10 protein-coding genes are annotated in these 14,162 nt (G+C 73.0%); 4 read left to right on the plus strand and 6 right to left on the minus strand.

Annotation, left to right across the window (positions count from 1 at the left end; all coding sequences use genetic code 11):
• Positions 1-115: 115 nt before the first annotated feature.
• A complete protein-coding gene (gene purD / locus J2Z30_RS33480; protein ID WP_044572183.1) occupies positions 116-1,381 on the minus strand; it encodes a phosphoribosylamine--glycine ligase in 1,266 nt (421 codons plus the stop codon).
• 263 nt (positions 1,382-1,644) lie between these two features.
• Between purD and J2Z30_RS33485 the strand changes: the two genes are divergently transcribed.
• Positions 1,645-2,379 (plus strand): SLATT domain-containing protein, encoded by a 735-nt coding sequence (locus J2Z30_RS33485; RefSeq protein ID WP_044572187.1) that lies wholly within the window; start codon positions 1,645-1,647, stop codon positions 2,377-2,379.
• A gap of 88 nt (positions 2,380-2,467) precedes the next feature.
• Here the strand turns inward: J2Z30_RS33485 and J2Z30_RS33490 are convergent, their stop codons facing one another.
• The 3 genes from J2Z30_RS33490 to J2Z30_RS33500 all read right to left on the minus strand — a co-directional run bounded on the left by J2Z30_RS33490 (position 2,468) and on the right by J2Z30_RS33500 (position 5,555).
• Positions 2,468-3,118, minus strand: a complete 651-nt coding sequence (locus J2Z30_RS33490; protein ID WP_044572189.1) for a putative DNA-mimic protein — start codon at positions 3,116-3,118, stop codon at positions 2,468-2,470.
• A gap of 153 nt (positions 3,119-3,271) precedes the next feature.
• Complete coding sequence (locus tag J2Z30_RS33495; protein WP_063790926.1) at positions 3,272-4,006, minus strand: GntR family transcriptional regulator; 735 nt, start codon at positions 4,004-4,006, stop codon at positions 3,272-3,274.
• Between the two features lie 187 nt (positions 4,007-4,193).
• Positions 4,194-5,555, minus strand: a complete 1,362-nt coding sequence (locus J2Z30_RS33500) for an aspartate aminotransferase family protein (protein ID WP_044572191.1) — start codon at positions 5,553-5,555, stop codon at positions 4,194-4,196.
• A gap of 340 nt (positions 5,556-5,895) precedes the next feature.
• On the opposite strand from J2Z30_RS33500, the gene J2Z30_RS51830 reads away from it, so the two are divergent.
• Positions 5,896-8,985, plus strand: a complete 3,090-nt coding sequence (locus J2Z30_RS51830) for a serine/threonine-protein kinase (RefSeq protein ID WP_052701444.1) — start codon at positions 5,896-5,898, stop codon at positions 8,983-8,985.
• A gap of 51 nt (positions 8,986-9,036) precedes the next feature.
• Positions 9,037-10,857 (plus strand): protein kinase domain-containing protein, encoded by a 1,821-nt coding sequence (locus J2Z30_RS33510; RefSeq protein ID WP_044572194.1) that lies wholly within the window; start codon positions 9,037-9,039, stop codon positions 10,855-10,857.
• 66 nt (positions 10,858-10,923) lie between these two features.
• On the opposite strand, the gene J2Z30_RS33515 is transcribed toward J2Z30_RS33510, so the two are convergent.
• A complete protein-coding gene (locus tag J2Z30_RS33515; protein ID WP_044572196.1) occupies positions 10,924-12,207 on the minus strand; it encodes an adenylosuccinate synthase in 1,284 nt (427 codons plus the stop codon).
• Positions 12,208-12,421: 214 nt separating this feature from the next.
• Here J2Z30_RS33515 and J2Z30_RS33520 point away from each other — a divergent pair, with 214 nt between their 5' ends.
• On the plus strand, positions 12,422-13,516 hold the full coding sequence (locus J2Z30_RS33520; RefSeq protein ID WP_044572198.1) for a hypothetical protein: 1,095 nt from the start codon (positions 12,422-12,424) through the stop codon (positions 13,514-13,516).
• Positions 13,517-13,579: 63 nt separating this feature from the next.
• Here the strand turns inward: J2Z30_RS33520 and J2Z30_RS33525 are convergent, their stop codons facing one another.
• Positions 13,580-14,131, minus strand: coding sequence for a GbsR/MarR family transcriptional regulator (locus J2Z30_RS33525; protein WP_078956757.1), 552 nt, complete (start codon positions 14,129-14,131; stop codon positions 13,580-13,582).
• Between the last annotated feature and the right edge of the window lie 31 nt (positions 14,132-14,162).

Below are 14,162 nucleotides of genomic sequence, written 5' to 3' on the forward strand. Positions count from 1 at the left end.
GCCTGGCCCCGTGTGAACAGGCGGAAGCGGCCATCCGGACCGTTCACCGGCCCGCTCGAGCCCCTGGTTGAGACACTTCTTACAGCCGTCCCCGGTTCTGCTTGACGAACCGGCTTCACGAATCCGCTTCGGCGGCCGCCTTCGCCGCGATGTCGGAGCGGTGGTGGGAGCCCTCCAGGCCGATCCGGCCCACCGCGCGGTACGCCCGCTCACGCGCCTTCGCCAGGTCGGAGCCGGTCGCGGTGACGGAGAGCACCCGGCCGCCCGCGCTCACCACCTCACCGGACGCGCCGTCCCGCTTGGTGCCCGCGTGCAGGACGTACGCCTTGGGGCCGTCCTTCTCGGCCACCTCGTCCAGCCCGGTGATCGGGTCGCCGGTGCGGGGGGTGCCCGGGTAGTTGTGCGAGGCGAGGACCACGGTCACGGCGGCGCCGTCGCTCCAGCGCAGCGGCGGCTCGGCCTCCAGCCGTCCGGTGGCGGCGGCGAGCAGCACCGCGGCCAGCGGGGTCTTCAGCCGGGCCAGCACCACCTGGGTCTCCGGGTCGCCGAAGCGCGCGTTGAACTCGATCACGCGCACACCCCGCGAGGTGATCGCCAGGCCCGCGTACAGCAGCCCGGAGAAGGGCGTGCCGCGGCGGCGCAGCTCGTCGACGGTGGGCCGGCAGACCGTGGCCACGACCTCGTCCACCAGGGCGGGGTCCGCCCAGGGCAGCGGGGAGTACGCGCCCATGCCGCCGGTGTTCGGGCCCTCGTCGCCGTCGTGGGCGCGCTTGAAGTCCTGGGCGGGCTGGAGCGGGACCACGGTCTCGCCGTCGGTGATCGCGAAGAGGGAGACCTCCGGGCCGTCCAGGAACTCCTCGATCACCACCCGGCCGCAGGCCAGCGCGTGTGCGCGAGCGGTCTCGACGTCCTCGGTCACCACGACGCCCTTGCCCGCGGCGAGGCCGTCGTCCTTGACGACGTACGGGGGGCCGAAGGCGTCCAGCGCCTCGTCGACCTCGGCGGGGCCGGTGCACACATAGGCGCGGGCGGTGGGCACGCCCGCCGCCGCCATCACGTCCTTGGCGAACGCCTTGGAGCCCTCGAGCCGCGCGGCCTCCGCGGACGGTCCGAAGGCCGGGATCCCGCGCTCGCGCACAGCGTCGGCCACCCCCGCCACGAGGGGGGCCTCCGGCCCCACGACCACCAGGCCCGCCCCCAGGGAGGCGGCGAGGTCGGCGACGGCGGCACCGTCGAGCGCGTCGACCGCGTGCAGCTCGGCCACCTCGGCGATGCCGGCGTTGCCGGGGGCGCAGTGCAGTGCGGTGACGTCGGGGTCGAGGGAGAGAGCGCGGCACAGGGCATGTTCGCGGGCGCCGCCGCCGATGACGAGGACCTTCACGGTAGGCACCCTATTGCCTGGGGCGACGGGCGCTGTGCGGCGGGGGCCGCGGCGCGGTTCGGCCGGGAGCCCCGTGCGAGCCCCTGCGCCGTGAGCGGGGCCACTCTTTTGGGTGAGGAGTGGGCGGTCCTATACCCGATGGGGCAGCCCTTACGGGCTGAAATCCGGTGATCGGGTCCTCGTGGCCAGCCGTTCGGCGGTAGGAATGGTGGTCGCGCGTCAGCCGCGCGCAGGAGAAACGCCGCCGCAGAGGGAGTCGCACGGTGAGTCAGCCGGAGATGCAGCCCGAGGGGCTCCCTCGGCAGGAGGGTGCGAGGAAACAGGGTGACCTGCTCGGCCGTCCCTTCCCGCACGGCGACTGGGGGGAGCCCGCGGAGCGGCTCGACGAGTTGTACCAGTGGGTGGAGGAGGGCGCGCTGGAGGTCGCCGGGTGGTACCTCGCCGACCGGGTGTGGAAGCGGCGGGCCGCCCGGGTGCTGCGGGCGGGGGCCGCGGTGGCGGGGGTCGTGGGGGCCGTACTGCCGCTGCTGGATCTGAACGGAACGCTGGACGGCGGCGCCGGATGGGGCGCGCTGGCGCTGCTGCTGGCGGTCGCGTGCGTCGGCGGCGACCGGTTCTTCGGGCTGACGTCCGGCTGGATGCGGGACATGGCCACGGCGCAGGCGGTGCAGCGGCGGCTGGAGGCGCTGCAGTTCGACTGGGCGTCGGAGAGCGTGCGGGAGGTGCTGGGCCCGACCGAGGGCACCGCGAGCGAGGCCGTGGAGCGGTGTCTGTCGGTGCTGCGGCGGTTCTGCGAGGACGTGTCGGAGCTGATGCGGGCCGAGACCGCGGGCTGGATGGTGGACTTCGGATCCGGTTCTGCGCCGCTGGTCACGCAGTCGCTGATGGCCCAGGGCTCCCGTCCGGACAGCGGGAGCCCCGCGAGCCGCTTCCCGCTGCCGCCGGGCCCCGCCCGGCCCAATATGCCGCGGCAGCGTCCTCCCGAGCCGCCCCGCTGATGACGGCCGCGAGGCCGTCGGAGACCTCGCTGATGACGGCCGCGGGGCCTCCCGGAGACGGCGGTCAGCCCGTCGGTCAGCCCGGCGGTCAGCTGAAGACGATCATCGAGCCCTGGCCCAGACTGCGCGTCGCCGCCGCGTGCAGGCCCAGCCACACATGGCGCTCCCGCGCGAAGGGGCTGTCCTCGTACGGGACCGACGCCGCCGGCTCCTCCAGGCTCGTGGGGCGGGCCGGGGGCGCGGGGGCGGCCGGGGGGTTGGACGGGTCGATGCCGAGCGCCGGGGCCACCGCCTCCAGCTCGCGCAGCAGTCCATGGCTGGAGCCCAACGGGCCCCCGCCCTCGAGGAGTTCGTCGTTGGACAGCGGACCCTGGAAGTCGACGGGGACATACGCGCCCGCGTGGTCGTAGTGCCACACCAGATGCGACTGCTGGGCCGTGGGCTCGAACATCTCCAGCAACTGCTCGTAGTCCCCACCGAGTTCGTCCACCGGCGTCACCGCGAGTCCGCACAGCTGGAGCAGATAGGCACGGCGGAGGAAGTGCAGCGCGTCGTAGTCGAAACCGGCCACCGGGGCGACATCCCCGGAAAGACCCGGCATATAGCTGAAGACGGGCACGGGCGGCAGACCGGCATCACTGAGCGCCTTGTCGTACGCGGCGATCTCTTCGGCGAAGGGATTGTCGGGGCTGTGGCACAGCACATCGACGAGGGGGACCAGCCAGAGGTCACATGCCACGCGATCTCACTCTCGTATCCGTACGGTCGATGGTCGGCCCAGCGTAATGCCCCACGTACGCGGCGCGAAGAGTGCAGGACGCCGTCCCTGGAGGGCCGGGGCCCATGGATCAGGTGGAGTTCGCGAAGAGTTCAGAGGGAGGTCAGAGGGAGATCAGGGGGAGTTGACTCCCGGCTCGGTCGCCGTCCGGTTCCGCGAGCGCGTCTCCTCCCCCGTCGCCAACCGCTCGATCAGCGCACGGAAATGCGTGTTGTACGCCGCTATGAGCCGCTCCGAGTCATGGGGATCCCCACGGGTGACCGCCGCCGTGAGCTCGCAGTGCCCCGTCCACAGCAGACCCCGCAGATCGGGTACCCGGCGCAGGTAGGGCACCGTGAACACCCAGGTCTGCACCCGCAGCCGCTGCAGGAAGTCCAACACATACGGATTGCCGACCAGCCCGCAGATCTCCCGCCAGAAGCGCAGGTCGTAGCCGATCAGGATGTCCAGGTCACCGGAGCGGGCGGCCCGCTCGGCCTCCTCGGCCCGCCGCCGCACCGAGGCCATCGCCTGCGGGGTCATGCTGTTCAGCGTCTGCTCGACGTAGTGCCGGAAGACGCCCTCCACCACCATCGTGCGGGCGTCCACCATGTGCCGGAAGTCGTTGATGGTGAACTCGTGGACCTTGAAGCCCCGGTGCTCCTCGACATCGAGCAGCCCCTGGGAGCACAGATCCAGCAGCGCCTCCCGGACGGGGGTCGCGGAGACGCCGTACTGCTGGGCGATCTCCTTGACGGTGAACTGGCGCCCCGCAGGGAGCCTGCCCGCGAGCACCTCGTCACAGAGCGCGTCGGCGATCTGCTGCCGCAGGGTGTTCCGCTTGACCGGGCTGGTGCCGGGCACGGGCATCGAGGACCGTCTCCTTCCACGGCCGTCGGTGTAAGAAAGCGGACGGCCCTCGCATCACGATATGCGAGGGCCGTTGCGCGGAACACGCAGAGTGCGGCGGTGGTCTACACCGGGCAGCCGTCGGGCGGCGGTCGGGCCGCCTCCAAAGGCAAACGGGCAGCGCCGGGAAGCCGGTACCGAAAGGCCGTTACGAGGTGTGCGCGTCGGCCGCGTTCAGCGCCTCGTCCAGGATCGCCAGACCCTCCTTGGCCTCGGCCTCGGTGACCGTGCACGGCGGCACCACATGGGTGCGGTTCATGTTCACGAAGGGCCACAGACCGCCGCGCTTGCAGGCCGCCGCGAAGTCGGCCATCGGCTGGTTGTCCGCTCCGCCCGCGTTGTACGGCACGAGCGGTTCGCGGGTCTCCTTGTCCTTGACCAGGTCCAGCGCCCAGAAGACGCCGAGGCCGCGCACCTCGCCCACCGAGGGGTGGCGCTCGGCGATCTCCCGCAGCGCGGGACCGATCACGTTCTCGCCGATCGCGGCGGCGTTCTCCACGATCCCCTCCTCCGCCATCGCGTTGATCGTCGCGACGGCCGAGGCGCAGGCCAGCGGGTGGCCGGAGTAGGTGAGCCCGCCCGGGTAGGGGCGCTGGTCGAAGGTCGCGGCGATCTCGGCGGAGATCGCGACGCCGCCGAGTGGCACATAGCCGGAGTTGACGCCCTTGGCGAAGGTCAGCAGGTCCGGGGTGACGCCGAAGTGGTCGGCCGCGAACCAGTGGCCGGTGCGGCCGAAGCCCGCCATGACCTCGTCCAGGATGAACACGATGCCGTAGCGGTCGCAGATCTCCCGGACCCCGGCCAGATAGCCGGGCGGCGGAACCATGATCCCGGCGGTGCCGGGGATCGTCTCCAGGATGATCGCGGCGATGGTCTGCGGGCCCTCGAAGACGATGGTGTCCTCGAGGTGGCGCAGCGCGCGCTCGCACTCCTGCTGCTCGCTGTCGGAGTGGAAGGGCGAGCGGTAGTGGAACGGCGCCCAGAAGTGCACCACACCCGCCGAGGCGGTGTCGGAGGGCCAGCGGCGGGGGTCGCCGGTGAGGTTGATCGCGGCGGCGGTGGCGCCGTGGTACGAGCGGTAGGCGGAGAGCACCTTGGCGCGTCCGGTGTGCAGCCGGGCCATGCGGACCGCGTTCTCCACCGCCTCGGCGCCGCCGTTGGTGAAGAAGATCTTGTCGAGGTCGCCGGGGGTGCGCTCGGCCACCAGCCGCGCCGCCTCGGACCGCACGTCCACGGCGAACCCCGGTGCGATGGTGCACAGCTTCGCGGCCTGCTCCTGGATCGCGGCGACGACCTTGGGGTGCTGATGGCCGATGTTGGTGTTCACCAGCTGGCAGGAGAAGTCGAGGTAGCGGTTGCCGTCGTAGTCCCAGAAGTACGAGCCTTCGGCGCCCGCGATGGCGAGGGGGTCGATCAGGCCCTGCGCGGACCAGGAGTGGAAGACATGCGCACGGTCGGCGGCCTTGACGGCGGCGCCGGCCGCGTGGTCGGGGCTGGGCTGCACGGACACGTTCGTACCTCGGATCGCTCGCGGGTCGGGGCGGCACCAGCCTACGGACCCCGCCCCGCGCCCGGCACCGACAGCCTGTCCGGGTTTCGGGTCGAACGCCGACATTCTGCCGGGCGGCGGTGGGCCTGTGACCGTCGCCGGTGGTCGGGGCGCGGCTGTCCGGATTTCGCTCCCGGCGGCCCCTCCGGAGCTCCGGGATTCCGTTCTCCGGCTCGAGAGTGACACAGGACGGATACGGAACCGATAACGGATCGTCCGCGTCGTCCACTTCGCTCTCAGCCGCCCTTATTCTCTCCGGGGGGCTGATCAGGGGGATTCACGGGGAAGGGACGATCGACGCATGGAAGACCTGGGGGCCGAGGACCCTCGCTGGATCGGTGAGTACCGGCTGCTCCGGCGCCTTGGCGCGGGTGGCATGGGCCGGGTGTTCCTGGCTCATTCAGCACGCGGGCGCACGGTGGCGGTGAAGCTCGTCCAGACCGAGCTCGCCCAACAGGCCGAATTCCGGCGGCGGTTCAAACAGGAGGTGCGGGCCGCGCAGCGGGTCGGGGGCGCGTGGACCGCGCCGGTGCTGGACGCCGACACCGAGGCCGCAACCCCATGGGTCGCCACCGGCTACATCGCCGGTCCCTCCCTGCACGCGATCGTCGCCGAGTCGGGCCGGCTGCCCGAGCGGACCGTCCGCATCATGGCCCACGGTCTGACGCAGGCGCTCCGCGACATCCACGACGCCGGTCTGGTCCACCGTGACCTCAAACCGTCCAACGTCCTGGTCACCATCGACGGTCCGCGCGTCATCGACTTCGGTATCGCACGGGCGCTGGAGACCGTCACCGACGGCATCCTCACGCGCAGCGGCGCCGTCGTCGGATCGCCCGGCTTCATGTCGCCCGAGCAGGTGCGCGGCGAGCGGGTCACCCCCGCCAGCGACGTCTTCTGCCTCGGCTCGGTGCTCGCCTACGCGGCGACCGGACGTCAGCCCTTCGGCACGGCGGACAGCGGGGTGCACGCGGTGATGTACCGCATCGCCCAGGAGGAGCCGGACCTGGAGGGGCTGCCGGAGGGACTGCGGGACCTCGTCACCGACTGCCTGAAGAAGGCCCCGGACGACCGGCCCTCGCTGGAGGCGCTGCTGGAGCGTACGGCCGGTGCGGACGACGACGGCGAGCCGTGGCTGCCGGGCACGCTCGTCGCCCAGCTCGGGCGGCACGCGGTGCAGTTGCTGGAGGTGGAGACGCCCGCCGGGCCGGGGGTGCCCGCGCGCCCGGCCGTACCGCCCGTGGCCGGGGCGGCGGGCCCCGCCGTACCGCCGCCGCCCGTCGCGCCGCCGTCGGCCACGTCGTACCCCCTGGCCCCGGCGGAACCCCCCACACCCCCGCCACCGACCACCCCACCCCGCCCCTCGGCGGCCCCGCTCCCCCCGGCTCCGTCCACTCCGCCCTCGACGGGCACGGCGCAGGGCGGCCCGGCCCGGCCCGGCGAGCACCCGGCCGCGCCGCGGCGCGCCGAGGACCAGGGCGACCCCGAGCCGGCCGCCGGGCCACAGGCAGGCGGCACGCCGTCGGCCGACCCGCGCCGGTCCGCCGCCCCGTCCGCCGACCCGTCCGGCGCCCCGCAGGACGCCACGCCAGACCCCGGCGGAGCGGCCGCAGCCCCGCAGGACGCCACGCCATCGGCGGGTATGCCGCGGGCCGGAGCGGGCCACGGCGCACCCGGAAGCGCCACCCCGCCGCGGGCAGGCTCGGGTGCCGCCGCTCCCAACGCACCCGGTGGCGCCGCGCCCGACCATGGCGCCCCACCCGCCACACCCGGCGGACCCGGCGCCGCACCGCGGGCAGATGCGCCGCAGGCGCCTGGTGGCGCCGCGCCAAGCCACGGCACCCCGCACGCGGCCCCACCCGCGGCACCCGGCGGATCGCCCGCCGCACCTCGGGCAGGCGCGGGGCAGGGCGCGCCGGGTTACGGTGTGCCCGGAAGCGCCACCCCGCCACAGGCAGGGGCAGCCGGAGGACCCGCCGCCTCACCCGACGCACCCGGTGGCGCCGCGCCAAGCCACGGCACTCCGCACGCCGCCGCGCCCGGAGCACCCTCCGCCGGGCCGCACGCGAGCACGCCGCACGCGGCCACGCCCGGCCCCGGCGCGCCCGGAAGCGCCACCCCGCCGCGGGCAGGCTCGGGTGCCGCCGCTCCCAACTCGCCCGGTTCCGGCGGGCCGTACGCCCCCGGGGCGTACGGCTACCCGTCGCACGCAACGCCCCCGCAGCCGCCGCAGACGGGCGCGGAGGGGGAGCCGCCGACGCCCTCGCATGGCTTCGGGCCGCCCGCGGTCACCTCGTTCGGGGCGGCCGCCGGGTCGCCTTCCGCCGGGTTCGGCGGACCGAGCGGACCGGGTGGGCCAGGGGCACCGAGCGGACCGGGCGGACCTGGTGGGCCAGGGGCACCGAGCGGGCCCGGAGGCGGCTCGCCGCAGACGCCCCCGAAGCCGAACCGGCGGCGCCGTAAGACGCTCATCGTCGTGTCCGCCGCAGTCGCCACCGCCCTCATAGCCGGGGTCGTCGCACTCGCCATCGTCGAGGGGAACGACGACAAGGGCGACCAGGCAAAGACCGACTACGACAAGATGACCCACACCCCGCCCAACCCGGGCGGATCAGGCGGCGGCAACTCCAAGGGCTCCTCCGGGGGTTCGGACGGCCCCGATCCGTCCGCGACCAAGCTGGAGACGTCGGGCGACGTGCCCACCGAGTATCTGGGCGCCTGGGAGGGCGAGATCAAGGAGAGCGGCGATTCGACCGGCAAGATCCGCCGGGTCGTGCTCTCGCAGGGGCCGGTCGGCGGGGTCGTCGCCGAGACCCTGACCTCCGACTCGGACTCGTTCTGCCAGGACTCCGCCAAGCTCAAGTCGGTGGACAGCCTGCTCCTCATCGAGGACGAGGAGGTGTCCACCAGCATCCCCGAGGACAGTTGCAGCGCGGTCGGCGAGCAGACGCTGCGGATAGGCAACGACGGCACCCTCGCCTGGAGCACCACGGACGGCTCCTCCGAGGCGACGCTGCGCCCCTCCAAGAGCGGCGGCAAGCCCATCCCCTCCGGCTACGTGGGCACTTGGCTGGCCAAGGACGCGTTCGGGAAGCCCGACGCCACGTTGAAGATCACCGTCAAGCAGGGCGCGATCGGCTCCGTGGTGGCCCAGGAGGTCGCGGACAGCAAGAAGTACCACTGCGAGGGTGACCGGATCCTGGCCTCGGTGGAGAAGGGACTGGTCCTCAGCCCTTCGAAGTTCACCGGGGGCACTCCCAAGAATCTCTGCGGACCCGGCACGTCACTCACGTTCACATCTTCCGGACATGACAAGCTGCGTGTCGAATATGACGACCCGGACGATTACAACGATGAGACGATGACACAGACGTTCACCCGCCTCGACTGATCGGCCGATCGGCAGAGGGACTATCGGCACAGGGACAGGAGCCACACCGCGATGGAGAACCTCGGGGCCCAGGACCCGCGGTGGATCGGCGAGTACCGGCTGCTCGGCAAGCTGGGCGAGGGCGGAATGGGCCGGGTCTATCTGGCCCGCTCCGCCCGCGGCCGCACCGTAGCGGTGAAGCTCGTACAGGCCGAACTCGCACGCCAACCGGACTTCCGCAGCCGCTTCAAGCGGGAGGTGGAGGCGGCGAGACGGGTCGGCGGCCAGTGGACCGCGCCCGTGCTCGACGCCGACACCGACGCCGAGGTGCCGTGGGTGGCCACCGGCTACATCGGCGGTCCGTCCCTGCACAGCGTCGTCGCCGAGGACTTCGGGGCGCTGCCCGAGAGCTCGTTGCGGATCCTGACGAACGGGCTGGCCCTCGCGCTGCGCGACATCCACGGCGCCGGGCTGATCCACCGCGACCTCAAGCCGTCCAACATCCTGGTCACCATCGACGGTCCGCGCGTCATCGACTTCGGCATCGCGCGCGCCCTGGACCCCGTGGGCACCACCACGGGCGGCAATCTGACGACGACCGGCGCGGTCGTCGGCTCGCCCGGGTTCATGTCGCCCGAGCAGGTGCGGGGCGAGCCGGTCACGGCCGCGAGCGATGTCTTCTGCCTCGGCTCGGTACTCGCCTTCGCCGCCACCGGACGTCAGCCCTTCGGCAACCTGGACAGCGGCATCCACGCCCTGATGTACCGAATAGCCCAGGAGGAGCCCGATCTGGTGGGGCTCCCCGACGGCGCGCGCGGGCTGGTCACCGCGTGCCTGGACAAGGACCCGGCCAAGCGGCCCTCGGTGGACGAGCTGGTGGCCGCCACCCAGCCGGTGACCGACGACGGCGAGCCCTGGCTGCCGGGCGGACTGCTCGCCCGGCTGGGGCGGGACGCGCTCCAGCTGCTGGAGGTGGAGGCCGAGAACGCGCAGCCGGAAGCCGTGGCGCCGCGGCAGGGCCCGTCGGCGTACGGCCACCCCCAGGCCGCCGCGCACACCCCGCCCGGCCCCTCCGCGTACGGCACGCCGACGCCGTCCGCGTACGCGACCCCCCACGCCCACGCGGCCGGGGGTTCCCCGTACCAGATGTCCCAGCCCACCACCCAGCCCTGGCCGGGTGGCTATCAGACGCCGATGGGCTTCCCCGCCCCGGGCACGCGGCTGAGGCCGATCCGGGGTCTGGCCACCGCGTTGATCAGCATGTTCGGCATCTGGCTGGTGCTGACGCTGCTCGATATGGCGCTCAACATCTCGCTGCTCGACACCTACTCCGCCCTCGACTCCGGCGCCGCCTCCAACGACCTGCTCTACAGCAAGCGGAGCGACGCCGAGGCGATGGACAGCGGCACCGGTGTCGCCGCGCTCGTACTCGTCGTGGTGTGGCTGGTCTGGTTCCGGACCGCCTATATCAACTCCACGGTGCTCCACCCCGGGCGGCAGCGGTTCGGCAGCGGCTACGCGGTGGGCGCCTGGTTCATCCCGATCGCCCAGCTGTGGCTGCCCAAGCAGATCGCCAACGACGTCTGGGACTCCAGCACTCCACCCGGGCCCGGACGCCGCGGCCGTGCGGTGCTGCACTGGTGGTGGATGTTCTTCATCGTCATGTTTCTCATGGTCCCGGCGGACGGTATCGTCGAGATCGCCACCGGGAGCGACCGGGATCCACGCCCCAGCGCCATCGTCAATATCATCGACGACTCCATCGGCATCCTGACCGCGCTGCTGGCCATCGCCGTCGTGCGGCGGATCACCAAGATGCAGGAGCAGCGGGCCGCGCGGCCCGTCGGTCAGCCGCAGCAGCCCGCCGGGGTGTTCGGCCCGCCCGCGGCGTAGTGACGCCGGCGCGCGGGCCGGGCTCCCGGGAGCCGGGCTCCCGGGAGCCGCCCGCCCGCCGAGTGGTCAGAGGAACGAGTTGATCTGGATGGTCTCGTCACGGCCCGGCCCGACGCCGATCGCCGAGATCGGGGCGCCCGACATCTCCTCGAGCGCCTGGACGTACTTCTGCGCGTTCTTCGGCAGCTCGTCGAAGGTCTTGGCCTTGGTGATGTCCTCCGACCAGCCCGGCAGCGTCTCGTAGATCGGCTTGGCGTGGTGGAAGTCGGTCTGGCTGTACGGCAGCTCCTCGACGCGCTTGCCGTCGATCTCGTACGCCACGCACACCGGGATCCGCTCCCAGCCGGTGAGCACGTCCAGCTTGGTGAGGAAGAAGTCGGTCAGGCCGTTGACCCGGGTCGCGTAGCGCGCGATGACCGCGTCGAACCAGCCGCAGCGCCGGTCGCGCCCGGTGGTCACACCGCGCTCGCCGCCGATCGTGCGCAGCTTCTCGCCGTCCTCGTCGAGGAGCTCGGTGGGGAACGGGCCCGCGCCGACGCGGGTGGTGTACGCCTTCAGGATGCCGATCACGCGGCTGATCTTCGTCGGGCCCACTCCGGTGCCGGTGCAGGCGCCGCCCGCGGTCGGGTTGGAGGAGGTGACGAAGGGGTACGTGCCGTGGTCGACGTCGAGCAGGGTGCCCTGCCCGCCCTCGAAGAGCACGACCTGGCCCTGGTCGATGGCGTTGTTGAGCAGCAGGGTGGTGTCGGCGACATAGCCGCTGAGCGGGTCCGCGTAGCCCAGCAGCTCCTCGACGACCTGGTCGACCGCGATGGCGCGGCGGTTGTAGAGCTTGGCCAGCACCTGGTTCTTGTTGTCCAGGGCCGCCTCGACCTTCTGCCGCAGGATCGACTCGTCGAAGAGGTCCTGGACCCGGATGCCCACCCGGTTGATCTTGTCCGCGTAGGCCGGGCCGATGCCGCGGCCGGTGGTGCCGATCTTCCGCTTGCCGAGGAATCGTTCCGACACCTTGTCGAGGGTCGTGTGATACGGCGTGATCAGATGGGCGTTACCGCTGATCAGCAGCTTGGACGTATCGACGCCGCGATCGGCGAGACCGCTCAGCTCGGAGAGCAGGACCGCGGGATCCACGACGACGCCGTTGCCGATGACCGGAGTACACCCGGGCGAGAGGATTCCGGACGGGAGGAGGTGCAGCGCGTACTTCTGGTCGCCGACCACCACCGTGTGGCCCGCGTTGTTACCGCCCTGGTAGCGCACTACATAGTCCACGGAGCCACCGAGCAGATCGGTGGCCTTTCCCTTGCCCTCGTCACCCCACTGAGCACCGAGCAGCACAAGTGCGGGCACAGGCGTACACCCCTTCCGGGCGGGGCATGTCCAACGTGCATGGTGACGTGCGCCACCACAAGAGCCGTCGAACCGGTGCCCCGGATAGACGAAGCCCCTGGCGCAACAGCGACAGGGGCTCTTGCACCGAGAGATTACCTGAGGAAGGACCGAGGTGTCGGCTCCAGATCCCCGGCCCCCTGCGCCGGACACCGCCCGGGGGCGCCCGCTGCTCATGGTCATCGACCCCAACGCCCGCCGCACGGACGGGGAGTCGGTGCGAATCGCGAAGGATGTGCTGTGTGCGGGCGCGCAGACGAAAATCTGCCTGCCGGACGGCCCGGAGGAGGTCGAGCGGGCGCTGGCCCGCCGGGGCGCCCGCCGGCCGGTGCTGGTCGGCGACGACCGCGCTCTGCTGCGGATGGTGGAGCTGCTGCACCGGCGGCGGGAGCTGGCGGACGCCGCGCTGTCGCTGGTCCCGGTGGGCGGCTCCGCCACGGTCGCCCTGGCCCATTCGCTCGGGGTGCCGACGGACGCGGTCGCCGCGGCCCGTACGGTCCTCGACGGGACCGCGCGCCCGCGTGATCTGCTGGTGGACGAGAGCGGCGGAGTGGTCCTCGGCGAGCTGCGGATCCCCTCCGGGCTCGCTCCTTACGGTGCGCACGACGGGATGCCGGACGGCGGCTGCGGCGCGGCGGCCGGGCCGGACGGACTGGACCGGACGGACGGGACGGACAGGACGGACGGGACGGACAGGACGGACGGGACGGACGGACACGGCCCGGGGCCGCACGGCGATGGGGCGAGGGGCCGGGACTGCGGCTGCGCCCCCTGCGCCCACGACCGTCGCTGGGCGGAGAACGGCGAGGACGGCCGGGACGGCGCGGGCCCGCCCGGCAACGGCCGGGAGGGCCCCGACGGGGAAGGCGAGGGCCACCGGCCGTGGTGGAGCCCGGCGGCCCGCACCGCCCGCACGGCACTGACGCTGCTCTCGCTGCCGGTGATCGGCCTGGCGGGCGGCGCCCGGCGGCCGGCGCATCCGCCGCCGCAGCGGCTGCGCATCGAGGCGGACGGGGTGCTGCTGACCGACCTGGACCGGCCGGTCGAGCGGGTCTCGGTCTCGACGGCCGCGCCGGGCGGCGGGCTGGCCGAGATCGTGGTCCATCCCCATGCGGCGGGCGGCCCCCTGCACACCCGGGCACGCGCCGTCACCGTCTCCGGCCCGGACTTCCGCTACCACGCGGACGAGCTGATCCGCGGCCCGGTCCGCAGCCGCACCTGGACGGTCCTGGCCGAGGCCTGGAGCCTGATGCTCCCCCACCGCCCTTGAGCCACACTCGCGCCGCCCCGGGGCCCGGTGGGGCCGGGCGGCGCGGGTGGGCCGGGCCGGCCGTCAGCCCGCTTCGGCCTCGCGGGCCTCGGCGGCGCGGCGCTCGGCCTGCTGGGCGCGCCAGCGCTCCAGCATCTTGGGCAGCTCCCGCTGGACGAACTCGAAGAAGTCGGCGGTCTCGGTGATCCGCAGCCCCGCCGGGGTGCCGGGGCCGAGCACCTTCGCGCCGTCGCGCATGGTGCTCTCCCAGCGGGCGACCATCTGGTCGCGGCGGGTCAGCGTCTCGTACCAGACCTCGTTGTAGAGCCGGTAGCGATCGCGGCGGGAGCCCGGCTCGCGCTCCCGCACCACCATGTCCACCTGGGACAGATAGCGGATCGCGCCCGAGACGGCGGCCGGGCTGATCCGCAGCCGCTCGGCGAGCTCCGCCGAGCTGAGGGCCCCGGAGTCGGAGACGAGAAGCGCCGCGAAGACCCGCGCCGCCATGCGCTGCATCCCGGCCTCGGCCAGATCGGCCGCGAACCGCTCGACGAACCTGGACACCGCCGCCTCGTCACGCGCCGCTTCACCGCGCGCGTCATCGGGCGCGCCCCCCGGTTCGATCGTCTCCCTCACCGCTTCATCATCTCCTCTCTTCGTCACATCA

Source organism: Streptomyces iranensis, from assembly GCF_017874715.1.
GTDB lineage: Bacteria > Actinomycetota > Actinomycetes > Streptomycetales > Streptomycetaceae > Streptomyces > Streptomyces iranensis.